This window comes from Paracoccus haematequi, from assembly GCF_900631945.1.
Taxonomy (GTDB): Bacteria; Pseudomonadota; Alphaproteobacteria; order Rhodobacterales; family Rhodobacteraceae; genus Paracoccus; species Paracoccus haematequi_A.
The window spans coordinates 1-22,891 of sequence record NZ_UZWE01000029.1 but is presented as its reverse complement, the minus strand read 5'-3'; the positions used below and the strand labels follow the sequence as shown (position 1 = coordinate 22,891).

The window sequence follows — 22,891 nt, the reverse complement described above, 5'->3', positions numbered from 1 at the left end:
TCACACCCGATCCACGGATTTGCGGCCGAACAGGCCCTGCGGCATGAAGAACAGCACCAGCAGGATCACCACGAAGGCCGCCGCGTCCTTGTATTGCGACGACAGGTATCCCGCCGTCAGCGCCTCCAGCAGGCCCAGCAAAAAGCCGCCCGCAAGCGCGCCCTTGGGGTTGCCCATGCCGCCCAGCATCGCGGCGGCAAAGCCTTTCAGCGCGAAGGCCAGGCCCACGTCATAGGATGTCAGCGTGATCGGCGTCGCCAGCACCCCCGCAAGCGCGCCGATGCCCGCCGACAGCGCGAAGGACAGCGTCATCACGAAATTGGTGTTGATGCCCACCAGTTGCGCGGCCAGCCGGTTGTTCGACGTGGCCAGCACCGCCCGCCCCGTCAGGGTGCGGGTGAAGAACAGCCACAGCCCGATGAAGACCACCACCGCGCCGCCGATCACCCACAAGCTCTGCGGCAGGATCGTGGCGCCGCCGATGCGCAGCGGCGTGTCGCCGGAAAAGGCAGGGAAGCTGTGGATCTGCTTGCCGAACAGCAGTTGCGCGCCGCCTCGGATGAAGATGGATGCGCCGATGGTGATGATGATCAGCGACACGACCGGGGCGCCGCGCGCGGGTTCGATCGCCAGCTTGTTCATCGCCACGCCGATGGCCGAGGTTGCGGCGATGGCGATCAGCGCGGCCAGCGGCAGGGGCAGCCCCGCCGCATGGCAGACGAAGGTCAGCATCCCGCCCAGCATGACGAATTCGCCCTGGGCGAAGTTCACCACGTCGGATGCGTTGTAGATGATCGTGAAGCCAAGCGCGACAAGCGCATAGACCGCGCCCACCGTCACGCCCGAAAACAGGAATTGCAGAAGTTCCGGCATGATGACCCTCTCTGGCAGGGATGCCGCGCCCTGACTGTCCTAACAATCAGGGGCGCGGCGGTCGGCGGATCATTCCACCACGGTCCATTCGCCGCCCTTGATCTGCAACATGCGGAAGGCGGACAGATCCAGGCCAAGGTGGTTTTCCGGCGACATGGTATAGATGCCGGTCGTTCCCGCCAGGCCGCTGGTCGCCTCGATGGCGTCGCGGATGGCCTGGGGTTCGGCGCTGCCGGCGCGTTTGATGGCGTCGGTCAGGATCAGGAAGGCATCGTTGGCATAGCCGCCGAAGGTGCCGACCGGGGTGCCGGTCTTCTCCTCGAACGCGGTCTTGTAGGCGTCCACTACCGGCTTCTGCGGATCGTCCGCGCCAAGCTGGTCGGCGATCAGCAGCGCGGTGCCGGGCAGGCGCACGCCCTCGGCGGCTTCCGCCCCCGCCAGTTCAATGAAGCCGTCGGACGCCACGCCATGCGACTGATACAGCGGCAGGTCGATGGCCAACTGGCGATAGTTGCGCGTCACGATGGACGGCCCCTGGCCGAAACCGGGGTTCAGCACCGCCTGCACGCCCTGGGTGTTGCGGATCTTGGTCAGTTGCGTGGTCATGTCGGCGTCGGTCGGGTTATAGGTCTCGTCCGCCGCGACGGTGATGCCGTATTCGCCCACCACGTCCTTGCACTGCGCCTGCATGGACGCGCCGAAGCCGTCGGTGCCCGAGATCATGCCGATGGTGGTGATCCCCTGCTTTTGCATATCCTCGAAGATCTTCTGGCAGGCCATGCGGTCGGTATGCGGGGTCTTGAAGGTGAAGGGCTTCACCGGGTCGATGATCTCGATCGCGCCCGCCAGCGAGATGAAGGGAACCTCGTTGTCCTCGGCCACCGACAGGATCGACATGCTGGTGCCGGTGGTCGATCCGCCGATGATGGCCACCACCTCGTCATCCTCGATCAGGCGGGTGGCGAAAGTGCGCGCCTTGTTCGGATCGCCGCCGTCGTCATACAGCGTCAGGGCGATCTCCTCGCCATTGATGCCGCCCTGTTCGTTGATCTGTTCGACCAGCATTTCCAGGGTCTTGGCCTCGGGGTCGCCCAGGAAGGCGGCCGGGCCGGTGGCCGAGACCGATGCGCCGATGCGGATTTCGGCGGATGCTGCGGTGGCGCCAAGCGCCAGAGCGGTGGCAAGGGCGGTGGTGGTCAGGGTCTTCTGCATGTCGTCTCCTCCCAGAGAACTAGTCAAGCGGGGGCGGCGGCCGGCCTGCGCCACATCACGCGGCGAAAGCGGGTCGCCACGAAGGCGGTGTCGGTCAGGCTGGCGTTTCCGGCCGGGTTCGCGCCGGTGACGTGGAAATCGCTGAAGGCCGCCGACTGGTTGACGAAGATGTTGCCGGTCAGGTTGACCGACAGGTTCACGCCCGCGCGGGCGAAGGCGGCGACGGCCCGGCGGATGCGGGCGTCGTCGGTGTCATAGAGCGCGGCGGTGATGGCGCCCCTGGCCGCGGCCAGGTCGGCGGCGCGGGCGATGCCGTCGTCGGCATCCGCGCAGGGGATCAGGAAGGCGACGGGGCCGAAGCATTCGTCCTGCGCCACGGGGGCGTCGGCCTCGACCGCCAGCAGCAGCGGCGTGCCGTCACGGACCACGCGGCCCTGGTCACGGGCGCGGGCCACGCGGTCCCGCGTCGCCGGGTTGGCGATGGCGCCGCAGATGCCCGCCGCCTGCTTCGGATCCGCCAGCAGCGTGTCGATGGCCTGGGCCAGGCCCGCTGCGACCTGATCGAAGGACTTGTGCCCCTGATCGGTGTCTATGCCCTGCGCCGGAACGTAAAGGTTCTGCGGCGAGGTGCACATCTGCCCGGAATAGAGCGACAGCGAAAACGCCAGGTTCGCGCACATGCCGTCGAAATCGTCGGCGGCGGCGATGACGACGCTGTTGACGCCGGTCTCCTCGGTGAAGATCTGCGCCTGCCGGGCGTTTTCCCGCAGCCAGGCGCCGAAGGCGGACGATCCGGTATAGTCGATCAGCCGCACCGCGGGGTCGCTGGCCAAGGGCTTGGTGATCTCGGCCCCTGGTTCGTCCACCGCCAGCAGGATCGCATCGGCGGGCAGGCCCGCCTCCGCCAGCACCCCGCGCGCGACTTGCACGGTCAGGGCCAGCGGCAGGATCGCGGCAGGGTGAGGCTTCACTATCACCGGGTTGCCCGTGGCGAGGCTGGCGAAGATGCCGGGATAGCTGTTCCAGGTCGGGAAGGTGTTGCAGCCGATGGCCAGCGAAATGCCCGCAGGCACCAGCGTCCAGTGCTTGTCGATGACCAGGGCCGCAGCCTTGCCCTGCGGTTTTTCCCAGCGGGCGGCGTCGGCATATCGGGTCATTTCGGCCCAGGCGACGGCGACCGCTTCCAGCCCGCGATCCTGCGCGTGGGGACCGCCCGCCTGGAAGGCCATGGCGAAGGCCTGCCCGGTGGTGTGCATGGTCGCATGACCCAGCAGGAAGCTGATGCGGTTCAGCCGGACCAGAATCTCAAGGCAGGCGCCGACGCGGGTTTCCACGCCGGCCGATGCCAGGGCGTCCGCCGCCCCCTGCGCCGCCGCGATCAGCGCGGGCGCATCCGCCGCCGGATAGGTGATTCGCAGCGCCTCGCCCCAGGGCGAGACCTCGGTGCCCAGGCGGCGTTGTTCGGGATGGCCGGGCAGGACGAAACCGCGCCCCAGCAGCGCGGCATAGGCGGCGTCGCCGTCCAGCTTTGCGGTTTCGCCATAGATCTTGCCGCTGGGCACCTCGGGGAAGGGGGTCCAGAAACGGCGCGCGTGAAGGGCCTGGACGGCATCCTCCAGCATCCGGCGATGTCGGGCAAACAGGTCTGTCATCGGCTCCTCCGCCGGTTCCTCCTCCGGCTTGCGAATATCATTGACCGGCCGGTCGGTTTATGCAACAGCTTTCTGCGAGGAGCTTCGAGAAATCGACGCGCAAGGGAGAAGACCATGACCGCATCCCGGACGGTGCTGTCGGCGCTTGCCGACGGCGTTCTGACGCTGACGCTGAACCGCCCCGACAAGCTGAATTCCTTCAACGAAGAGATGCACCTGGCGCTGCGCGAGGGCGTCCAGCGGGCGCATGACGATTCGGACGTGCGCGCGGTGCTGCTGACCGGGGCGGGGCGGGGCTTCTGCGCGGGCCAGGATCTGGGCGACCGCGACCCGCGCAAGGGCGGACCTGCGCCGGATCTGGGGGCGACGCTGGACAGCTTCTACAACCCGACGCTGCGGCTGATCCGCGCCTTGGAAAAGCCGGTCGTCTGCGCGGTCAACGGCGTGGCGGCAGGGGCGGGGGCCAATATCGCCTTCGCCTGCGACATCGTCCTGGCCGCGAAATCGGCGAAGTTCATCCAGGCCTTTGCCAAGATCGGGCTGATCCCTGACGCGGGCGGCACCTGGAGCCTGTCGCGCATCCTGGGCGAACCCCGCGCCAAGGCCCTGGCGCTGACGGCCGAACCGCTGCCCGCCGAGAAAGCCGCCGACTGGGGGCTGATCTGGAAGGCCGTGGACGACGCCGACCTGATGGATCAGGCGCAGGCGCTTGCCGTCAGCCTTGCCGCCGGGCCGACCCTGGGCCTGGGTCTGACCAAGCGGCTGATCCAGGATGCCGCGACCCGCAGCCTGGACCAGCAGCTTGACGCCGAACGCGACGCCCAACAGCAGGCGGGCCGCAGCGCCGATTATGCCGAAGGCGTCACCGCCTTCCTGGAAAAGCGTCCCGCACGGTTCACCGGCCGATGAAACCCGTCTGCGACATGACCCCGCAGGAAATCGCCGAAGCCTCGGCGCGCGCCATGTGGAACAACGATTCGGCCAGCCAGCGGCTTGGCATGACCCTGGACCATATCGCCCCCGGCCAGGCCACGCTGTCCATGACCGTCACCGAGGCGATGTCGAACGGCCACGGCAACTGCCACGGCGGCTATATCTTCACGCTGGCCGACAGCGCCTTCGCGTTCGCCTGCAACAGCTACAACCAGATGGTCGTGGCGCAGCATTGCTCGATCACCTACCTGATCCCCGGCCGCATCGGCGACCGGCTGACCGCCACCGCCACGGAAACGTCGCGCCGGGGGCGGTCGGGCATCTACGACATCCGCATCACCAACCAGGACGGCGAACACGTGGCCGAGTTCCGCGGCCATTCGCGTACCGTCAAGGGCACGCACCTGCCCGCCTGACCGCATTTCCAGGGAGGAAACCATGGAAGACCTGACCCCGAATCCCAAGGATCTGGACCCGATCGAGACCGCATCCCGCGACGAGATCGAGGCGCTGCAATTCCACCGCATGAAGCGGTCGCTGAAACACGCCTTCGAAAACTCGCCCTTCTACCGCAACCAGTTCATCAAGGCCGATGTCCACCCCGAGGATCTGAAGTCGCTGAAGGATATTGCGAAATTCCCCTTCACCGTGAAGCAGGATCTGCGCGACTGCTATCCTTTCGGCATGTTCGCCGTGCCGCAATCGAAGCTGGTGCGCATCCACGGATCGTCCGGCACCACCGGCAAGCCGACGGTCGTGGGCTATACCCAGGCCGATATCGACCATTGGGCGAACCTGATCGCCCGGTCGATCCGCGCGGGCGGCGGGCGGCCCGGCGACATGCTGCACAACGCCTATGGCTATGGCCTGTTCACCGGCGGGCTTGGCGCGCATTACGGCGCCGAACGGCTGGGCTGCACGGTGGTGCCGATGTCGGGCGGCATGACCGAACGGCAGGTGACGCTGATCCACGACTTCAAGCCGCGCATCATCATGGTGACGCCCAGCTACATGCTGTCGATCCTGGACGAATTCCGCCGCCAGGGCCTGGACCCGCGCCAGTCGTCCTTGCAGGTCGGCATCTTCGGCGCCGAGCCCTGGACCAACGCCATGCGCCAGGAAATCGAGGAGGCCTTCGACATGCATGCCGTCGACATCTATGGCCTGTCCGAGGTGATGGGTCCGGGCGTCGCCATGGAATGCGTGGAAACCAAGGACGGGCTGCACATCTGGGAAGACCACTTCTATCCCGAGATCATCGATCCCGCGACCGGAGAAGTCCTGCCCGACGGCGAGATGGGCGAGCTGGTCTTCACCACGCTGACCAAGGAAGGCCTGCCGATGGTGCGTTACCGCACCCGCGACCTGACGCGCCTGCTGCCCGGCACCGCCCGGTCGATGCGCCGGATCGAGAAGATCACCGGGCGCAGCGACGACATGATCATCCTGCGCGGCGTCAACGTCTTCCCCACCCAGATCGAGGAGCAGATCCTGAAATGCGCGGGCCTTGCCCCGCATTTCCAGATCGAACTGGGGCGGTCTGGCCGCATGGACAACATGACCGTCCATGTCGAATGCGCCGAGGATCACGCCGACAGCGACGCCCGCGCGGCCTCGGCCAGGGAACTGGCGCATCACATCAAGTCGGTGGTGGGCGTGTCCACCAGGGTCGAGGTGCGCGATCCCGGCGGTATCGCCCGGTCCGAAGGCAAGGCCAAGCGGGTGATCGACAACCGCCCGAAAGAATGACGGCCCGCGCGGAGGCGGTGGTGACTCTGCCGCCCCCGCCCGCTAAAGCGGCACACGACCGTCCATCAGGAAAGTGATCCCATGGCGCGAACGCGGGCACAGGATTTCGAGGAAAAGAGCCGCAGCATCCTGGACCATGCGGCCCTGGTCTTTGCCGAACAGGGCATGGACAAGGCGTCCATGTCCCAGATCGCCCAGCAGGCCCAGGTCAGCAAGGCGCTGCTGTATCATTACTATCCCTCCAAGGATGCGCTGATCTTCGCGATCATCATGACGCATCTGGAGGAGTTGCAGGACGCCATCGAGGCCGCCGACGACCCCGCCCTGCCGCCCAACCAGCGGCTGCGCAGCCTGGTGGGGGCGGTGCTGGAAAGCTATCGCGGCGCCGACAATCAGCACAAGGTCCAGCTGAACGCGACCGCCGCCCTGACCGACGACCAGAAGGCGCAGATCATGGCGGTCGAACGCGGCATCGTGAAGCGGTTTTCCGCCGTGCTGGACCAGATCAACCCGGATCTCAACACCCGCGAACGCCCGCTGCTGATGCCCGTCACCATGTCGCTGTTCGGGATGATGAACTGGGTCTACATGTGGTTCAAGGACGGCGGCCGCATCAGCCGCGAGGATTACGCGGACGTGGCGACGACGCTGATCCTGGAGGGGATCAAGGCGGTTCGGTGAGGGTGAGCGCATTTCCCCCGAGACATAAGCGAATCTGCCTGCTATCTCTACGAAAAATACGGAAGTGTTATGAGCGAGAAGTCATTTAAGTTCATTTTTGATGGACCTGCGTTTGCAGAACATCAGATCGACGTTGCCGATCTAGCGCCAGCTCTGCTTGCTCTTGGCAACATCGTAAAACGTGCCAATCAGGCTATTAATGGCGACCGAGCCGAGGCGCGGTTGATGGTTAAAGCAACAGCTGAGGGCAGTTTTGACGCCATTCTAAGCATTGATGTTTCTTTTCTATCGGCAATGGTTGACATGATTGATTATGCAACAGGCCATAAAGAACGCATTGCGACAGCGAAAGAGCTGACCGACCTTCTCATTAACATGGGAACAATGGTGATTATCCCGTTGACACATCAGCTACCAGATCTTGTGCCGGCGGCGCCGTCACCTTTTCCGGTCCGGATGGATCATCGCGGGACTTCAAGCGCCGCGCCCGTGGTGCCTGCTTCTCGGGTCTCTTGCCCCAGTCGGGGATGACACTCCCCAGGGCCTCGCCGAAGTATCGGTTGGACACATACACGCTTCGCTCCGGGATCACCCGATCCCGGGTTCGAGGGGGCCAGAGCGCGGGGTCGAGCACGACCCCCTCCCTTGCCGCCCCAAGGCGCTCCAGATGACGGATCACCGTCGCCTGGAGGCTTTCCGCCTTCGTCATGCGGGCTGTCCGATCAAAGGCGGAACGTCCGCCCCCGAGGTTCCGGGACCCGTTGATGTCGGCATGGATGGTTCTGCCGCAGGCGCCGCAGACGAACTTGTCCTGAGCCTTGCGGTTCGTGCGGCTCACATAACCGCAGCACGAGCAGGTCTGCGAGCTGTAGGCCGGGTTCACCTCAACGGAGGTGATCCCGAAGCGCTCCTTCAGATCCTTGAGCTTGGCGCGCAGCACCGAGCGGCCGCAATTGGCCAGCAGCCGGTTCATGCGGCGCGACAGATCCGCGCCGCGGAAGTCGAGCCGCTCCAGCACCAGATGCGCGGGCGCCCGGATCTCCACGAGCCGGTTCAGCGCCCGGCCGACGGATGTCTCGATGAAGCCCCGCAGGCTTTCCACCATGGCGCGGTAGCGCGGGGACCGGTTCGGCCGGATGCCCTGGGCCTGGAGCCGTGCGGCGAGTCCCGAGATCCGGGCATCATGCCACATCAGCCGGTCCATCCAGTCGCGGCCCAGCAGATCGCCCCGGTCCGTCGCCAGCATCGTGCGAAGCCCGAAGTCGACACAGATCTCCTCGCAGCGCGGGGCGTAAGCCTTGCGGCTTTCCCTGAAGGCCGCCTTCATGTCGGACACCAGCCCGATGACCAGCTCGCCCGGACGGCCGTCGGCCAGGCGGTGGGTCCAGCGGCCGAGCTTGACCGCGCGTGGGCTGGCCGGGCGCTCGATCAGCTGGACGGTCTTCGCCAGATCGCCGCCGCGGCTTTCGAAACGGCCATGGCTTCTCACGGGCAGGTGGATCATCCGGTGGCTGCCCGCCCGGAACGCCTCCGGCTCCCGCCCCTGGCGGGTGGCGCGGGCCTCGTCCTGCACTGAGAGCCAGCGGGCAGTCGGACCGTCGAGCGGCGCCAGCGTGGCCACGCTGATCCACAGATCGCCATGGCGGGCGGACTGCGCGGTCTCGACGCTGGCCTGCCGCGCGTCGATGTTGGGGTTCATCCGCGAGAACCGCGGCCGCCGGTGGCGGGCCAGCACGGCGCGCATGATGGTGCGGGCCAGCTTGCGGATCTCATCGGGGATGACCTGGCCTTGCAGCGGTCCCGACATCATGGAGACCGGCTCGCGCGAGAACCATGCTCCCGCGCAGTTTATGGTCAGCAGCTGGTGGCGGGTCGTCTCGTCGAGCGACGAACCCAGCACGGTGTCCTTGAACTCGTTGGCGCGGTTGCCCATGAAGCCGTCAAGCTGGCCCACCACCTGGAAGCGCAGCATCTGCAGGCGCTGTGCGCCGAGAACGGCTTTCGCGGCCATGAGCGCGGGCGCTGCCTTGTCGGCCGCCGCAGGGGTGTATTTGTTGAAGCGGCCGGTCTCGAAGAACAGGCGCCACTGCTGGACCGCGACGGCGGGCGCGCAGTCCCGGAAGGCCTTCATGATGGCCAGCAGCGCCCGGATCTTGCCGGGATTGGCATCGAGCAATGGCAGGTGATCGCAACGCTTCATCTCCCGAAGGAGATAGCACGACGCGAACAAACTGGAAACATCAATTCGTTACAACGGGTTGAAAAGATCAGAGGCCTGCCGTCAGTGCCCGCATGGAGAGCGGCTGGCCGCCCCTGCCGATCGCATCGGCGATGCGCAGGAGGTGCCCGTCGTCGCGCCGGTTGTGGCGCCAGGACAACTCGTCCAGATAACGGTCGAGGTGCTTTTGGGAGATCCAATGCCACACTCCTATAACCGCGCGGCGGATCAGGCCATGGACCGACTCCGCGGTGTTGGTGTGGGCGTCCAGACCGGACCCGCCTGCGTCGTGCGCGACATACTCGCCGGACGAGTGCGTGACCGTCAGGTGCGCATGGCCCTTCACGGCCCGGCGGTAGGCGGGCAGGTTGTCGGTCATGACGGTTGCCTCCGGATCCAGGACAGGCCGTGCCGCACGGCCGATGGCAACGGAAGAATGACTGGCAATGCGCTCGAAGACCACGCGACCGCCGCGCTCGACCATCGTCAGAACGAGGGGTCGCCGCGGGCCGCGCCCGACAGGCACGCCCGAGGGGCCGCCGCCATGGCGCTTGCGGGGCGGGGCGCCGGCATAGATCTCGTCGATCTCGACCACGCCCGTGAGGCTGATCTGCCGGTTGCTCATCATGGTGCGAATGCGGTGGCACAGGTGCCAGGCCACCTTGTAGCTCAAGCCCAGCATCTCGCCCAGCTTGCGGGCCGAGATGCCCTTGCTGGAAGACGCAAGGAGCCAGATGGCCCTGAGCCATTGTCCGAGCGGCAGCCGTGTTCGGTGCATCGCGGTGCCGGAGGTAATCGAGAACTGCCGCCGGCAGCCGCCGCATGTATAGAGACCGGGACGGGAGCGATGATGGGTGAAATGCGCGCCCTCGGCCTCATCGGCGCCGCAGCTGTCGCAGGTCAGGCCGCCGGGAAAGCGGATAGCCTTGAAAAAGGCAAGGCATGCGGCCTCGTCCGACGCGATCCTCTCGATCGCGGCGAAGGTGATGTCGTGGGGATTGCGGCGGACGGGGCGATGGACATGGCTCATGACCACCCACATTGGCGATCTGACAGGGAAACGAAATCTATGCCGACACAAGATGTAGAGGCTGATGTGTCAAAGGGATAATTCCGGGAACAACTGGAGGCGCCAGTTTAGCGGGCTTTTTCTATGTTTTGAAAAAACTCCGTGGTAAACGCCCAGATGAAATCAAAGCAAATGGGGATGGAACTACAACCATTACTTCAGGCCCCGAGGTCATGATTGTTGATAATCGAACGGTCATCCTTCTCGAAGACAGCGCAACAAGAGAAGCTACCGAGGATTTTGGTAAGAAACTCGACAGGATCCCCGGCTTGTCTAGCGTTAGATTTACGGATGACGACCCGGACCCGGAAGTTATCCTCGAAAAAGGTGATCTTCAATCATTAAAGATTCCTGAACCTCTGGATGAAGAACCCTTGGAGGCCACGTCCGAACGTAAGGCTTGGCTAAAAATTGTTACAGCTCCGTTCCGTGACGGATATGTCTGGCGATTTAGCGATGGAGGGGAGAAAAGCTTCACCGCGACGGTTACTGATGAAGACTTTTTTACAAAGGTAGCAAACGGCAGTATTGCTTTGTCGGCAAATGACACACTGCTATGTTTGATTATAGAAAGGCAGAGCTTAGCTCGTGACAGCCTCTCGAAAGAAATTGAGATCGCTCGGGTTTTGGAATATGTTCCTGGCCATAAGCAGATGCGCCTTCTATGACAGAAAAAGTAGGGCGCACAAGCACGCACCCTACCCCTCAAACCCCGTCCGCGCCGTCACCAGCGGATCATAACGCGGCGCCTCCGCCCTCCGCCGGTCCACTTCCACCTCGGTCAGCGCCACCGCCGGGGCCAGCTTCTCCTTCGCCTCGACCGCAAGCTGCTGATAGACGCCGGTGCCCTGGCGCTTCCAGGCGATCTCGTCCGCCGTCAATTCCCGCACCACCTTCGCGGGCGATCCGACCGCCAGCGAGTTCGGCGGGATCCGCGCGCCCGCCTTCACGAAGGCCATGGCCGCGATGATGGAGTTTTCGCCCACCACCGCCTCATCCATGACCACGGCATTCATGCCGACCATGGCGTTCTTGCCGATGTGGCAGCCGTGCAGGACGGCGCCGTGGCCGATATGGCCGGATTCTTCGACCACCACGTCCTTGCCGGGGAAGCTGTGGACCACGCAGGTTTCCTGCACGTTCGATCCGGGATGCAGCACGATCCGTCCGAAATCGCCGCGCAGCACCGCGCAGGGGCCGACATAGACCCCCGCGCCCACGATCACGTCGCCGATCACCACGGCCTCGGGGTGGACGAAGGCCGCAGGGTCGATGACGGGAACGATGCCGTCCCAGGAATAGACCTTGGCCATCACGCGGCAGGCCATTGCTTGGCGACCATGGTCAGCACGTCATATTGGGCCACCACCTCGTCCTTCTGGTTCGTTACCCGGCAATCCCAGCGGACCTCTCCGTGGCCGGCGTTTTCGCGGGGGTTGATCTCTTTGCAGGTCAGGCGGACTTGTAGGCTGTCGCCGAAATAAACGGGCGTCAGGAAGCGCAGGTTGTCCACGCCGTAATTCGCCAGCACCGGGCCAGGGTTCGGCTCAACGAACAGCCCGGCGGCGAAAGAGGCGATCAGGTAGCCATGCGCCACGCGGTCGTCGAAGAACGGGTTCGCGCGCGCGGCCTCGCTGTCCATATGGGCATAGAAGGTGTCGCCGGTGAAATGCGCGAAATGTTCGACATCCTCCTGCGTGACCTGCCGCGCGGCTGTCACGAGCTGGTCGCCGATGCGCAGGTCCGCCAGCGACTTGCGGAAGGGGTGTTCCCCCTGCTGCACGTCAGCGCCCTCGATCCAGCGGCCCGTGACGGCGGACAGCAGGCGCGGCGCGCCCTGCACGGCGGTGCGCTGCATGAAATGCTTGACGCCCCGGATGCCGCCCATCTCCTCGCCGCCGCCCGCGCGGCCTGGGCCGCCATGGACCAGCGGCGCCAGGGGCGAACCATGCCCGGTGGACGACTTGGCCGAGGCGCGGTTGCCGATCAGCACCCGCCCGTGGAAGGGCGCGACGCCCAGGACCACCCGTTCCGCCACGTCCTTGTCGTCGGTGAAGACCGAGGACACCAGCGACCCCCGCCCGCGCGCGGCAAGCGCGACGGCTTCGTCAAGATCGTCATAGCCCATCACGGTGGACACCGGGCCGAAGGCCTCGCAATCATGCACGGCCGCCGCCTCGAAGGGCTTGTCGGCGTAAAGCAGGACGGGGTTCAGGAAGGCGCCTTTCCCTGCATCGCCCGAGACGACGCGCACGTCATGGGGATCGCCCGCGACGATTTCCGCCACCGCCTGCAATTCGCGGATCCGCGCCCGCACCTCGTCGCGCTGATCCAGGCTGGCCAGCGGTCCCATGCGGGTGCTCTCATCGCCCGGCAGGCCCAGGGCGGTCTTGTCCAGCCGGTCGCGCAGGGCGGCGATCAGCGCGTCCACCTGGCCGCGCGGGGCGATGACGCGGCGGATGGCGGTGCATTTCTGGCCCGCCTTGCTGGTCATCTCGCGCGCGACTTCACGCACGAACAGGTCGAACTCGGGCGTGCCCGCCACCGCGTCGGGGCCGAGGAGGGTGGCGTTCAGGCTGTCGGCCTCCATCGTGAAGCGGACGGAATGCTGCACGATGGCCGGGTGCGTCTTCAGCTTGCGGCCGGTATGGGCCGATCCGGTGAAGGTCACGGCGTCCTGTTCGGTGACGTGATCCAGCAGATCGCCCACCGATCCGCAGATCAGTTGCAGCGCGCCGTCGGGCAGGATGCCGGTATCGACGATCCGGCGCACCACCAGTTCCGTCAGATAGGCGGTCTGGCTGGCGGGCTTGACCAGGCAGGGCACCCCCGCCAGCAGCGTCGGCGCGATCTTTTCCAGCATCCCCCAGACGGGGAAGTTGAAGGCGTTGATGTGGATCGCCACGCCATGCAGCGGGGTCAGGATATGCTGGGCGCTGAACGTGTTGTCGCGCGACAGCAGTTCCACATCGCCGTCGGTCAGCACGCGCGCGTTCGGCAATTCGCGCCGGCCCTTGGACGCAAAGGCCAGCATGGTGCCGATGCCGCCCTCGATATCGACCCAGCCATCGGCGCGGGTGGCGCCGGTATGCAGGCTTTCGGTATAGAATTCCTCTTTCCGCTGCATCAGCGCCAGGCCCAGGGCCTTCAGCATTCCGGCGCGTTCGTGGAAGGTCATGGCCCGCAGCCTTGGCCCCGCCTTGGCGCGGCCGTAGTCAAGGGCCGCCGCGAAATCCAGGCCCGTGGCGTCGATGGTGGCGACCGGATCGCCGGTGGCGGCGTCCAGCAGGGTCTGCCCCTCTTTCGCGCCGGGCACCCATTCCCCGCAGAGATAGCTTTCCAGGCGGCGCGGGGTATGAGGCGTGATGGTCATGGCAGTTCCTTTTTCCGTCAACAGGGCTGGGTTCACAGACCCAATGCGCCCAGGTGTTCGTCGGCCAGTGCATTCCAGCGGGCCAACAGCGTTTCGTTCGGGGTATGGCGGATGCCGAACCGCGCCTGCGTGTCGTAACGGGTCGAGTTCGCCACCCCAAAGCTCGCCGCCACGCGGGGCCGCCAATAGGAAAGGCTTGCCTGCGACTCGGCCCGGCCCTGGTCCGTCTCGACGATGCGGGCCAGTCCCTCCAGCCCCAGTTCGGCGTGGCGCGCCTCGCGCGGGGCGATCTCGCGGAACACCTCGGCCAAGGGGGCATAAGACACGCGGGTCAGTTCCGTCATCTGCACGCCGGTGGCCAGGCCTTGCAGAACGTTCATCACCACGGCGTCGGTCCAGCCTGTGATCGGATAGTGGAACACCGACAGGCGCATGTCGCCCTGTTGCCGCGCGGCGCCCAGGTCGCTGTCGCGATCCACGCGGGCGGCCCAGTCATGCTGGGTCTGGTAACGACCCGTATCGGTGCCGAAATCGCCCATCACGGCCAGCACCCGTTCCGCGTGATCGGCCTTTTCCAGCGTGATCCGGCTGGCGGCGATGCGTTCCCGGATGCCCGGCGCGAAGTTGATGGACGACGCAAACCCGGCCGAGGCCGCCAGTTCGCTGTCCACGAAGGACGACATCAGCCGCATCAGCTCGCCGCGATAGCGGGCGGGAACGTTGCCGGGCGCGGTCAGGACGCCGCCCTGGGCCAGATAGTCCTCGATGTTCATGGTATCAGGCATGGGGGCCTCATTCGTCATAGGTGACGACCACGCGGTCGGTCAGCGGATAGGACTGGCAGGACAGGACGTAACCCGCGCGGACCTCGTAGTCTTCCAGCGCGTGGTTCACGGCCATCTCGACCTCGCCTTCCAGCACCTTGCAGCGGCAGGTGGAGCAGACGCCCGCCTTGCAGGAATAGGGCGCGTCCAGGTTGTTGGCGATGGCGGCGTCCAGGATCGTCTGGCCCTCGCGCGGCATGGCGAAGCTGCGGGTGGCGCCGTCCAGCGTCACCGTGGCCTGGGTGCCCTCGCCCCCCTCGGTCGCTTTCGACACGGGGCGGGCCTTGGCGCGGCCCGGTTGGCTGCTGGCGAACAGTTCGAACCGGATCTGGTCGTCGCGCAGGCCGTGGTCGCGCAGCGACTGCGCCACGGTCAGCATCATCGGTTCCGGCCCGCAGATGAAGGCGGCGTCGACCGATTTCGGATCGATCCAGCGGTCGAACAGCGCCGTCATCTTGTCCGCGTCGATGCGGCCGGTGAACAGGTCGATCTCCTGCGCCTCGGACTCCAGCACATGCAGGACCGAGAAGCGGCCGAGATGCAGGTTCTTCAGATCCTCCAATTCCTCGCGGAACATGATGCTGCTGATCTGCCGGTTGGCATAGACCAGCGTAAAGCGCGATTTCGGTTCCCGCCGCAGCACGGTCTTGACGATGGACAGGACCGGCGTGATCCCCGATCCGGCGGCGAAGCCCACGTAATGGCGCGCGGAATCCGGGTCCAGGGGCATGGAAAACTTGCCCATCGGCGGCATCGCCTCGATCTCGTCTCCCGGCGCCAGGTTCTCGTTGGCCCAGGTGGAAAAGGCCCCGCCATCGACGCGCTTGATGCCGACTTGCAGGCAGCCGTCATCGACGCCCGCGCAGATCGAATAGGACCGGCGCAATTCCTCGCCGTCGAAGGCGCGGCGGAAGGTCAGGTACTGGCCTTGGGTGAAATCGAACAGGGCGCGATCCTCGTCGCGGGGGGCCAGGGTCACGACGACCGCATCGCGGGTCTCGCGGCGCACATCGGTGACTTTCAGGGGCAGAAAGCGTGCCATCGGGGTGTCTTTCCTTGGGTGCGGTCAGATGCACTTGAAATAGTCGAAGGGTTCCAGGCAGTCGGTGCAGCGCCAGCTGGCCTTGCACGGGGTGGATCCGAACTGGCTGACCTTTTGCGTATGGGTCGATCCGCAGCGCGGACATTGGATGGTCAGGTTGCTGCCCATCAGCCGCGACACCCGACCCGCCAGAACGCCATCCGCCGCCGTGCCGTCGACGGGCGGGGCGATGCCATAGGCGCGCAGCTTCTCGCGCCCTTCGGGCGTGATCCAGTCGGTCGTCCAGGCGGGGGACAATTGGCGTTTCAGTTCCAGCTTCTGAATGCCGTGGGCGCGCAGCGCGGATTCGATGTCCAGGTTGATGACGCCGGTCGCGGGGCAGCCGGAATAGGTGGGCGTCACCGTCACCACCAGCGTGTCGCCCCGCCAGGCCACATCGCGGATGATGCCCAGGTCGGTCAGGCTGATGACCGGGATTTCCGGGTCCGGCACCTGCGACAGCCAGTCCCAGATCTGGCCGGTATCGGGCAGCGTCGTGGCGGACATGGCGTCACCATTTCGCGCCGGGATAGGCGCGTTGCAGGAACTGCATCTGGGCCAGGATATATCCCAGATGTTCCGTATGGATGCCGTTCTTGCCGCCCTTGTGGTGCCAGCCATCGGCGGGCAGGGCCAGCGTCGCCTCGTCCAGCACCGACGCGACGGTGCGGTCCCAGGCGGCTTTCAGCGCCGAGGGCAGCGGCGCCACCCCGGCATCGGCCATCGCCTGATCCACGGCATCGTCCAGGAACATCTCTCCGGTATAGGGCCACAGCTTCGCCAGCGCGGCCTGCATCCGGCGATGGCTTTCGTCGGTGCCGTCGCCCAGCCGGATCACCAGATCGGCGGACCGTTCCAGATGATAGGCGACCTCTTTCTCGGCCTTGGCGGCGATCTCGGCCACGCGGGGATCGGCCGAGGTTCTCAGCGCCCGCAGCATCTCGATATGGAAGGCGTCGAACAGGAACTGGCGCATCAGCGTGACGCCGAAATCGCCGTTGGGCAGTTCCACCAGCAGCAGGTTGCGGAAGGCGCCCGCGTCGCGCAGATAGGCCAGCGCGTCGGCGTCGCGGCCGCGGCCTTCCACTTCGCCCGCCAAGCCCAGCCACAATTGGCACTGGCCGATCAGGTCCAGCGCCTGGTTGGCAAGCGCGATGTCCTCCTCCAACGCCGGGGAATGGCCGCACCATTCCGACACGCGATGACCCAGGATCAGGCAGTTGTCGCCCATCCGTTGCAGGAATTCCACGAACTGGGGCTGCCCCGCATCCGGCGCGGGCACCTGGGCATGGCCGCCTTGGGCCAGCGCCTGACCGGCCAGCGCATCCAGGTTCGGAGTGGTCATGTCGGGAAGCGAGGGCATCACATATGCCCCACTTCATCGGGGATGTCGTAGAAGGTCGGATGGCGATAGACCTTGCTGTTCGACGGATCGTAGAGCGGCCCCTTTTCCGAAGGCGAGGACGCGGTGATGTCGTTCGACCGCACCACCCAGATAGACACGCCCTCGTTGCGGCGGGTGTACACGTCGCGGGCGTTGCGGATCGCCATTTCGGCATCGGGGGCGTGCAGGCTGCCGACATGGCGGTGATTGAGGCCGTGCTGGCCCCGGATGAAGATTTCCCAAAGCGGCCATTCGCTGGACATGATGGCTTCTCCCAATGATGCGGGTTGTGGCTGGCGGCTTATTCGGCGGCGTGGCGGGCGGCGCGGGCGCGTTCACTGGCCTTGGCGGCGTGGGCCATCAGCCCGTCGCGGAACCAGGCGCCGTCCTCCCACGCCTTGACGCGGGCGCCAAGCCGTTCGGCGTTGCAGGGACCGTTGCCGGCGATCACGGCGAAGAATTCCGACCAGTCGGGTTCGCTGAAGTCATAGCCGCCCTTCTCCTCGTTCCATTTCAGGTCGGGGTCGGGGACGGTCAGGCCCAGGTATTCGGCCTGCGGCACGGTCTGGTCGACGAACTTCTGGCGCAGTTCGTCATTGGTGTTCATCTTGATCTTCCAGGCCATCGACTGCGCGGAATGGACCGAATCCTTGTCGGACGGCCCGAACATCATCAGCGCCGGATACCAGAAGCGGTTCAGCGCATCCTGGGCCATCGCCTTCTGTTCCGGGGTGCCCGCGCACATCTTCATCATGATGTCGTAACCCTGCCGCTGGTGGAACGACTCCTCCTTGCAGATGCGGATCATCGCGCGGGAATAGGGGCCATAGCTGGTCCGTTGCAGCGGCACCTGGTTCATGATCGCCGCGCCGTCGACCAGCCAGCCGACCGCGCCCATGTCGGCCCAGGTCAGCGTGGGATAGTTGAAGATCGACGAATATTTCATCTTGCCGGAATGCAGCGCCTCCAGCAGTTCGTCACGGCTGACGCCCAGGGTTTCGGCGGCGCAATACAGATACAGCCCATGCCCCGCCTCGTCCTGGACCTTGGCCAGCAGGATCGCCTTGCGTTCCAAGGTAGGGGCGCGGGTGATCCAGTTGCCTTCCGGCAATTGGCCGACGATTTCGGAATGGGCGTGCTGGCCGATCTGGCGGATCAGCGTCTTGCGATAGCCTTCGGGCATCCATTCCTTCGGCTCGATCTTCTCGTTCCGGTCGATCCGGTCCTGGAAGGCGATCTCCTCGGGCGTCATTTCTTCGCGGGTCTTGGACCCTTCGGATTTGACCAGCTGTGCATACATGGCAGTCTCTCCTCTCAGACGCGTTCGATGATGATGGCGATGCCTTGGCCCACGCCGATGCACATGGTGCACAGGGCATGGCGTCCGCCGGTCCTGTGCAGCTGATACATCGCGGTGGTGACCAGCCGGGCGCCGGACATGCCCAGGGGATGGCCGATGGCGATGGCGCCGCCATTCGGGTTCACGCGCGGATCGTCATCGGCAAGACCCAGGTCGCGAAGCACGGCCAGCCCCTGTGCGGCAAAGGCTTCGTTCAATTCTATCACATCCATCTGGTCCAGCGACAGGTTCGCGCGGGCCAGAACCTTGCGTGCGGCGGGCACCGGGCCGATGCCCATGACGCGCGGCTCGACCCCCGCCGCCGCCATGGCGACGATGCGGGCGCGCGGCGTCAGGCCCTGCGCGGCGGCCGCGCGTTCCGACAGGATCGCCAGCGCCGCCGCCCCGTCGTTGACGCCCGAGGCGTTGCCCGCCGTCACCGTCAGATCCGGGCCGTTGACGCCGCGCAGCTTGGCCAGCGTCTCGGCCGTGGTGCCGGGGCGGGGATGTTCGTCTGTGTCGAAGACGATGGGATCGCCCTTCTTCTGCGGGATCGTCACCGGGGCGATCTCGTCGCGGAACAGGCCCGCCTGGTGCGCGGCCTGCCAGCGGGCCTGCGACAGCGCCGCGAAGGCGTCCTGGTCGGCGCGGCTGATGCCGTAATCGGCGGCCACGTTGTCGGCGGTTTCCGGCATCGAATGAGTGCCGAAGGCCTTTTTCAGCGCCGGGTTCGGAAAGCGCCAGCCGATGGTCGTGTCATAGACCGCGTTCGACCGCGAAAACGCCGTTTCCGCCTTGGGCATGACGAAGGGCGCGCGGGTCATCGATTCGACGCCGCCCGCGATCATGAAGTCACAATCGCCCGCCTTGATGGCGCGCGCGGCCATGCCCACCGCGTCCATCCCCGAACCGCACAGGCGATTGACCGTGGTGCCCGGCACATTGATCGGCATCCCGGCCAGCAGCACCGCCATGCGGGCGACGTTGCGGTTGTCCTCGCCCGCCTGGTTGGCGCAGCCCAGGATCACGTCGTCGACGGCCGACCAGTCCACGCCCGGATTGCGATCCATCAGCGCCTTCAGCGGCAGCGCCGCCAGATCGTCGGCGCGCACCGTGGCAAGCGCCCCGCCATAGCGACCGACCGGCGTGCGGATGGCATCGCAGATGAAGGCTTCGGACATGCAGACCCCCAGAGATTTCAAGCTGAGGCCGACGATTCTCCCAATTCGTCGACCGATTGGTCAGCTTATAGCAGGCGATACATTACACTGCAAAGAAAAATGTGGTCTTGTCTGTAATGTTTCAAGCCAGCGCCGCCAGCCGCGCCTGGGTCCGGGGGGTGGTTTCCGGCAGGGGGCCGTCCTCGCCCTCCATCGAGCGGGCGATATGCGCCTCGGCACGCGGGGTCAGGGCGGCGTAAAGGCGGCGGAACAGGGCCTGCGCCCCGGTTCCCGGCCAATCGGCGGGCAGGGCTTCGGGCGGCAGGCCGGGATCGCGCAGCAGGACGCCGCGATAAAGATGCACCAGCAGCAGCCGCGCGATCAGCGCATCTTCGGGTGACAGGGCGGAACCGTCGGCCAGCGGGGCAAAACGGTCCAGGACGGTGCGATAGCCGTCGGCAAGCGCCGCCAGATCCCAGTATCCCGCAAGCTGCGGCAGGCGGTCCAGCCCCGCGACGGGGGACGCGCGCAGCACCAGCCCGCCGGTGTCCGGCAGGGCGCCCCGCGCCGGGCAGATCCACAGATCGCCGCCGATCCGGGCCATGCGGTGGCGGCGGGTCAGATCCTCGGCCATGTCGGGGGCCAGCATCACCAGCCAGTCGCCCGAGGGCCGGGGCTGCGCGTAAAGCAGCCGCGCGGCATCCGCGAATTCCGCCCGCGCGGCGGGGGCCAGGCGATAGAAGCTGCGCCGCCCGACCCGTTCCCCTTGCAGACGCCCGGCGGCGACCAGGCGGGACACGGCCGTGCGCACCAGGTTTTCGCTGATGCCGATGCGGGCGCAGATCTCGATCAGGCTGCCGATCCACAGGACTTCGCCGCGCGGCACCACCACGTCGCCATAGACGGTGACGATGAAGGAACCGGCGGTGACCGGAAGATCGGCCGTCAAACGCTGGATCAGGTCGGTCTGGCTCATCGGCGGATCCGGTCGTGGTTGCGCTCTGGGCCTAGGGGCAGGGCCGCGCGATGTCAAACCAGGTCGGTCGGGCACACCCCCGCGGTGAACAGAACCTCGCGCGACAGGGCGCGCAGATGGCCGCGCATGACGATGGCGGCCTGGTCTTCGTCGCGGTCGCAGATCGCCTCGGCCAGGGCGCGATATTCGTGCATCGCCCGCTGCCGACGGTCGTCACCGACCGGCCAGACGGGCCATAGCGGCGCCAGCCGAGTCCGCAGGCCGGCGGCCAGTCCGCCCAGTTCGGCATTCTTCGTCAGCCGGCAGATCCGGTCGTGCAGATCCAGGCTGGCCTGGCGGAAGGCGTGGGGATCGGCTTCTTCGATCCGGTTGACCAGATCCTCCAACGCCTGCATCTCGGCCAGGGGCGCCCGGCGCGCGGCGAGCGTGGCGCACAGCGCCGAGATTTCCCCCAAAGCCTCGAACTGGTCCAGCAGGGCGGTCGGATCTGTGCTTCTGGAAGGGTCGGGCGACATGATGGACCCTGTTGGATTGCATCGGCCGGACTTATACAAGCGCGGGAAACAGACAGGTTTAGGAATTCCCATGTCCCTGCGCAGGACCGAGGCCGTGCTGGCCCGTTTCGGCTTCGACCGATACATGCTGCTGCTGGTGCTGACCGTGGTGCTGGCGACCGTTCTGCCCGCGCGCGGAGCCGCGGCGGTCATCTTGTCGCATGTCACCTATTGGGTGATTTCGCTGCTGTTCTTCCTGTACGGCGCCAAGCTGACCACGGCGACCATCCTGGCGGGGCTGGCGAACTGGAGGCTGCAACTGTCGGTGCTGGCGCTGACCTTCGTGCTGTTCCCGATCCTGGCCCTGGCGCTGAAGCCCCTGTCGCTGATCTGGCTGCCCACGGCCATCGGCGCGGGGATCCTGTATATCGGCTGCATGCCGTCCACGGTGCAAAGCTCGATCGCCTTTACGGCGGTGTCGGGCGGCAATGTCGCGGGGGCGGTCTGCGCGGCCTCGCTGTCGAACCTGATCGGGGTGGTGCTGTCGCCCCTGCTGTTCGCGCTGCTGATCCCGCAGGGATCGGGCTACGGGATCGAGCCGTCCGCGATCTGGAAGATCGTCCAGCAGATCCTGCTGCCCTTCGCCCTGGGCCAGCTGTGCCGCCCGCTGCTGGCGGGATGGCTGGCCCGGCACCGGACGGCCACGACCATCGTGGATCGCGGGTCGATCCTGCTGATCGTCTATGCGGCCTTTTCGGCAGGGGTGGTGGCCGGCATCTGGCAGGTGATGTCGGCCCCGTCGCTGGCGATCCTGCTGGGGCTGTGCGCCCTGCTGCTGGCGGCGGTGATGGGGGCCGCGATGCTGATGGCGCGCGTGGCGGGGCTGGATCATGCCGACCTGATGGCGGTGCTGTATTGCGGATCGACGAAAAGCCTGGCGACCGGGCTGCCGATGGCGGGGATCCTGTTCGCGGGGCAGAACATCTCTCTGATCATCCTGCCGCTTATGCTGTTCCACCTGCTGCAACTGGGCGTCTGCGCCGTGATCTCTCAGCGCGTGGCGGCGCGGCTGGAACCGAGGGCCGCCGCATGATCCCCGCGCCCCTTGTCGCCGTCATCGCCACCGGCGGCACCATCGCCAGCCGCAAGAACCCGGACGGGTCCAGCACGCCCAGCCTGGACGGGCAGGCGCTGCTGGACCGGCTGGGCGATCTGCCGCCGGTCAGGCTGCGGCCCGTCGATCTGTTCGCCAAGGATTCCTCGGCCCTGACCCTGGCCGACATGCAGCGGATCAGCGATGCCGTGCGCGCCGAACTGGGCACCGAACCGGGCGGCGGGGCGGCGGGCGTCGTCGTTCTGCACGGCACCGACGCGATGGAGGAAACGGCGCTGCTGCTGGCCTTGCAGCATCCCGGCGCGCCCGTGGTGCTGACCGGCGCGCAATTCACCGACGATCATCCCCAGGCCGACGGTCCCGCGAACATGGCGGCGGCGATCCGCGCGGTGCTGGACGGCGGGGGCGTAAGGCTGGCCTTCGGCGGGCGGGTGCTTCCCGCCTGGGGGCTGGTGAAATTCGCCACCGACAGCGCCGACGCCTTTCGCCTGGCGGCCGATGCGGCGGCGCCCGATGCGGCGCTGACCGCGCCCGTCGGTGGAATCCGCGTCGATCTGGTGGCCATCCATCCGGGATGCGATGCGACCCATATCGACGCCAGCCTTGCGGCGGGCGCGCAGGGGATCGTGCTGGCCGCGCTCGGATCGGGGAACGCCACGGCGGCGGTGACCGATGCCGTGGCGCGCTGCGCGGCGGCGGGGGTTCCGGTGGTCCTGTCCAGCCGGGTGCCGATGGGGCGGCTGGCCGCCAGCTATGGCG

Annotated in this window: 23 protein-coding genes and 1 pseudogene; 8 read left to right on the top strand and 16 right to left on the bottom strand. The window is 66.5% G+C overall.

Going from position 1 to position 22,891, the window contains the following annotated elements; genetic code table 11:
- The 3 genes from PARHAE_RS08805 to paaN form a co-directional block, all read right to left on the bottom strand.
- The gene (locus PARHAE_RS08805) at positions 1-873 is read right to left on the bottom strand and encodes a branched-chain amino acid ABC transporter permease (RefSeq protein ID WP_126154246.1); all 873 of its coding nucleotides are present in this window, start codon (positions 871-873) and stop codon (positions 1-3) included.
- Between the two features lie 69 nt (positions 874-942).
- A complete protein-coding gene (locus tag PARHAE_RS08800) occupies positions 943-2,085 on the bottom strand; it encodes an ABC transporter substrate-binding protein (RefSeq protein WP_126154245.1) in 1,143 nt (380 codons plus the stop codon).
- Positions 2,086-2,108: 23 nt separating this feature from the next.
- Positions 2,109-3,737: a phenylacetic acid degradation protein PaaN gene (gene paaN, locus PARHAE_RS08795; RefSeq protein ID WP_126154244.1), complete on the bottom strand. Its 1,629-nt coding sequence runs from the start codon at positions 3,735-3,737 to the stop codon at positions 2,109-2,111.
- Positions 3,738-3,851: 114 nt separating this feature from the next.
- Here paaN and paaG point away from each other — a divergent pair, with 114 nt between their 5' ends.
- From paaG to PARHAE_RS22240, 5 genes and pseudogenes are all read left to right on the top strand, one after another.
- Positions 3,852-4,646, top strand: a complete 795-nt coding sequence (gene paaG, locus PARHAE_RS08790) for a 2-(1,2-epoxy-1,2-dihydrophenyl)acetyl-CoA isomerase PaaG (protein ID WP_126154243.1) — start codon at positions 3,852-3,854, stop codon at positions 4,644-4,646.
- A gap of 14 nt (positions 4,647-4,660) precedes the next feature.
- The gene (paaI, locus tag PARHAE_RS08785; protein WP_206436903.1) at positions 4,661-5,086 is read left to right on the top strand and encodes a hydroxyphenylacetyl-CoA thioesterase PaaI; all 426 of its coding nucleotides are present in this window, start codon (positions 4,661-4,663) and stop codon (positions 5,084-5,086) included.
- A 22-nt stretch (positions 5,087-5,108) separates the two neighbouring features.
- Positions 5,109-6,419: a phenylacetate--CoA ligase PaaK gene (paaK, locus tag PARHAE_RS08780; RefSeq protein WP_126154241.1), complete on the top strand. Its 1,311-nt coding sequence runs from the start codon at positions 5,109-5,111 to the stop codon at positions 6,417-6,419.
- 81 nt (positions 6,420-6,500) lie between these two features.
- Positions 6,501-7,100, top strand: coding sequence for a TetR/AcrR family transcriptional regulator (locus PARHAE_RS08775; protein WP_126154240.1), 600 nt, complete (start codon positions 6,501-6,503; stop codon positions 7,098-7,100).
- A 69-nt stretch (positions 7,101-7,169) separates the two neighbouring features.
- Positions 7,170-7,415 (top strand): annotated as a pseudogene (locus PARHAE_RS22240) (LAPAL motif-containing putative phage structural protein); the annotation flags it as partial.
- A 76-nt stretch (positions 7,416-7,491) separates the two neighbouring features.
- On the opposite strand, the gene PARHAE_RS08770 reads toward PARHAE_RS22240, so the two are convergent.
- Entirely contained in the window at positions 7,492-9,300 is a 1,809-nt protein-coding gene (locus PARHAE_RS08770) for a zinc ribbon domain-containing protein (RefSeq protein WP_126154239.1), read from the bottom strand.
- 67 nt (positions 9,301-9,367) lie between these two features.
- Positions 9,368-10,348 (bottom strand): IS1595 family transposase, encoded by a 981-nt coding sequence (locus PARHAE_RS08765; RefSeq protein WP_164555190.1) that lies wholly within the window; start codon positions 10,346-10,348, stop codon positions 9,368-9,370.
- 77 nt (positions 10,349-10,425) lie between these two features.
- Between PARHAE_RS08765 and PARHAE_RS08760 the strand changes: the two genes are divergently transcribed.
- Positions 10,426-11,055: an LAPAL motif-containing putative phage structural protein gene (locus tag PARHAE_RS08760; protein WP_478354264.1), complete on the top strand. Its 630-nt coding sequence runs from the start codon at positions 10,426-10,428 to the stop codon at positions 11,053-11,055.
- A 30-nt stretch (positions 11,056-11,085) separates the two neighbouring features.
- Here the strand turns inward: PARHAE_RS08760 and PARHAE_RS21875 are convergent, their stop codons facing one another.
- The 11 genes from PARHAE_RS21875 to PARHAE_RS08705 form a co-directional block, all read right to left on the bottom strand.
- Positions 11,086-11,700, bottom strand: a complete 615-nt coding sequence (locus tag PARHAE_RS21875; protein WP_126154236.1) for an acyltransferase — start codon at positions 11,698-11,700, stop codon at positions 11,086-11,088.
- Positions 11,700-13,760, bottom strand: coding sequence for a phenylacetic acid degradation bifunctional protein PaaZ (paaZ, locus tag PARHAE_RS08750; protein ID WP_126154235.1), 2,061 nt, complete (start codon positions 13,758-13,760; stop codon positions 11,700-11,702). The genes PARHAE_RS21875 and paaZ overlap by 1 nt, the downstream gene beginning before the upstream one ends.
- Before the next feature lie 32 nt (positions 13,761-13,792).
- Positions 13,793-14,545 carry a Phenylacetic acid catabolic protein gene (locus tag PARHAE_RS08745; RefSeq protein WP_126154234.1) on the bottom strand — a complete coding sequence of 251 codons (753 nt, stop codon included), beginning with the start codon at positions 14,543-14,545 and terminating at the stop codon, positions 13,793-13,795.
- A 7-nt stretch (positions 14,546-14,552) separates the two neighbouring features.
- Positions 14,553-15,626 (bottom strand): 1,2-phenylacetyl-CoA epoxidase subunit PaaE, encoded by a 1,074-nt coding sequence (gene paaE / locus PARHAE_RS08740; protein ID WP_126154233.1) that lies wholly within the window; start codon positions 15,624-15,626, stop codon positions 14,553-14,555.
- A gap of 24 nt (positions 15,627-15,650) precedes the next feature.
- Complete coding sequence (gene paaD, locus PARHAE_RS08735; RefSeq protein WP_126154232.1) at positions 15,651-16,172, bottom strand: 1,2-phenylacetyl-CoA epoxidase subunit PaaD; 522 nt, start codon at positions 16,170-16,172, stop codon at positions 15,651-15,653.
- A gap of 4 nt (positions 16,173-16,176) precedes the next feature.
- The gene (gene paaC, locus PARHAE_RS08730; protein WP_126154231.1) at positions 16,177-17,028 is read right to left on the bottom strand and encodes a 1,2-phenylacetyl-CoA epoxidase subunit PaaC; all 852 of its coding nucleotides are present in this window, start codon (positions 17,026-17,028) and stop codon (positions 16,177-16,179) included.
- On the bottom strand, positions 17,028-17,312 hold the full coding sequence (paaB, locus tag PARHAE_RS08725; RefSeq protein ID WP_126154230.1) for a 1,2-phenylacetyl-CoA epoxidase subunit PaaB: 285 nt from the start codon (positions 17,310-17,312) through the stop codon (positions 17,028-17,030). Before paaB ends, paaC begins: the two co-directional genes overlap by 1 nt.
- A 38-nt stretch (positions 17,313-17,350) precedes the next feature.
- Positions 17,351-18,349, bottom strand: a complete 999-nt coding sequence (gene paaA, locus PARHAE_RS08720; RefSeq protein WP_126154229.1) for a 1,2-phenylacetyl-CoA epoxidase subunit PaaA — start codon at positions 18,347-18,349, stop codon at positions 17,351-17,353.
- Positions 18,350-18,363: 14 nt separating this feature from the next.
- A complete protein-coding gene (gene pcaF, locus PARHAE_RS08715) occupies positions 18,364-19,569 on the bottom strand; it encodes a 3-oxoadipyl-CoA thiolase (RefSeq protein WP_126154228.1) in 1,206 nt (401 codons plus the stop codon).
- 121 nt (positions 19,570-19,690) lie between these two features.
- A complete protein-coding gene (locus PARHAE_RS08710; RefSeq protein WP_126154227.1) occupies positions 19,691-20,524 on the bottom strand; it encodes a PaaX family transcriptional regulator C-terminal domain-containing protein in 834 nt (277 codons plus the stop codon).
- Positions 20,525-20,577: 53 nt separating this feature from the next.
- Entirely contained in the window at positions 20,578-21,039 is a 462-nt protein-coding gene (locus tag PARHAE_RS08705) for a GntR family transcriptional regulator (RefSeq protein WP_164555189.1), read from the bottom strand.
- Positions 21,040-21,109: 70 nt separating this feature from the next.
- On the opposite strand from PARHAE_RS08705, the gene PARHAE_RS08700 reads away from it, so the two are divergent.
- Positions 21,110-22,111, top strand: a complete 1,002-nt coding sequence (locus PARHAE_RS08700) for a bile acid:sodium symporter family protein (RefSeq protein ID WP_126154225.1) — start codon at positions 21,110-21,112, stop codon at positions 22,109-22,111.
- The coding region (locus PARHAE_RS08695) for an asparaginase domain-containing protein (protein WP_126154224.1) at positions 22,108-22,891 on the top strand (784 nt) is incomplete at its 3' end. The genes PARHAE_RS08700 and PARHAE_RS08695, both read left to right, overlap by 4 nt.

What these genes read in the sequence shown, in the direction of transcription:
- PARHAE_RS08805 (WP_126154246.1), bottom strand. Translation starts at nt 873, where the DNA reads ATGCCGGAACTTCTGCAATTCCTGTTTTCGGGCGTGACGGTGGGCGCG.
- PARHAE_RS08800 (WP_126154245.1), bottom strand. Translation starts at nt 2,085, where the DNA reads ATGCAGAAGACCCTGACCACCACCGCCCTTGCCACCGCTCTGGCGCTT.
- paaN (WP_126154244.1), bottom strand. Translation starts at nt 3,737, where the DNA reads ATGACAGACCTGTTTGCCCGACATCGCCGGATGCTGGAGGATGCCGTC.
- paaG (WP_126154243.1), top strand. Translation starts at nt 3,852, where the DNA reads ATGACCGCATCCCGGACGGTGCTGTCGGCGCTTGCCGACGGCGTTCTG.
- paaI (WP_206436903.1), top strand. Translation starts at nt 4,661, where the DNA reads ATGACCCCGCAGGAAATCGCCGAAGCCTCGGCGCGCGCCATGTGGAAC.
- paaK (WP_126154241.1), top strand. Translation starts at nt 5,109, where the DNA reads ATGGAAGACCTGACCCCGAATCCCAAGGATCTGGACCCGATCGAGACC.
- PARHAE_RS08775 (WP_126154240.1), top strand. Translation starts at nt 6,501, where the DNA reads ATGGCGCGAACGCGGGCACAGGATTTCGAGGAAAAGAGCCGCAGCATC.
- PARHAE_RS08770 (WP_126154239.1), bottom strand. Translation starts at nt 9,300, where the DNA reads ATGAAGCGTTGCGATCACCTGCCATTGCTCGATGCCAATCCCGGCAAG.
- PARHAE_RS08765 (WP_164555190.1), bottom strand. Translation starts at nt 10,348, where the DNA reads ATGAGCCATGTCCATCGCCCCGTCCGCCGCAATCCCCACGACATCACC.
- PARHAE_RS21875 (WP_126154236.1), bottom strand. Translation starts at nt 11,700, where the DNA reads ATGGCCAAGGTCTATTCCTGGGACGGCATCGTTCCCGTCATCGACCCT.
- paaZ (WP_126154235.1), bottom strand. Translation starts at nt 13,760, where the DNA reads ATGACCATCACGCCTCATACCCCGCGCCGCCTGGAAAGCTATCTCTGC.
- PARHAE_RS08745 (WP_126154234.1), bottom strand. Translation starts at nt 14,545, where the DNA reads ATGCCTGATACCATGAACATCGAGGACTATCTGGCCCAGGGCGGCGTC.
- paaE (WP_126154233.1), bottom strand. Translation starts at nt 15,626, where the DNA reads ATGGCACGCTTTCTGCCCCTGAAAGTCACCGATGTGCGCCGCGAGACC.
- paaD (WP_126154232.1), bottom strand. Translation starts at nt 16,172, where the DNA reads ATGTCCGCCACGACGCTGCCCGATACCGGCCAGATCTGGGACTGGCTG.
- paaC (WP_126154231.1), bottom strand. Translation starts at nt 17,028, where the DNA reads ATGCCCTCGCTTCCCGACATGACCACTCCGAACCTGGATGCGCTGGCC.
- paaB (WP_126154230.1), bottom strand. Translation starts at nt 17,312, where the DNA reads ATGTCCAGCGAATGGCCGCTTTGGGAAATCTTCATCCGGGGCCAGCAC.
- paaA (WP_126154229.1), bottom strand. Translation starts at nt 18,349, where the DNA reads ATGTATGCACAGCTGGTCAAATCCGAAGGGTCCAAGACCCGCGAAGAA.
- pcaF (WP_126154228.1), bottom strand. Translation starts at nt 19,569, where the DNA reads ATGTCCGAAGCCTTCATCTGCGATGCCATCCGCACGCCGGTCGGTCGC.
- PARHAE_RS08710 (WP_126154227.1), bottom strand. Translation starts at nt 20,524, where the DNA reads ATGAGCCAGACCGACCTGATCCAGCGTTTGACGGCCGATCTTCCGGTC.
- PARHAE_RS08705 (WP_164555189.1), bottom strand. Translation starts at nt 21,039, where the DNA reads ATGTCGCCCGACCCTTCCAGAAGCACAGATCCGACCGCCCTGCTGGAC.
- PARHAE_RS08700 (WP_126154225.1), top strand. Translation starts at nt 21,110, where the DNA reads ATGTCCCTGCGCAGGACCGAGGCCGTGCTGGCCCGTTTCGGCTTCGAC.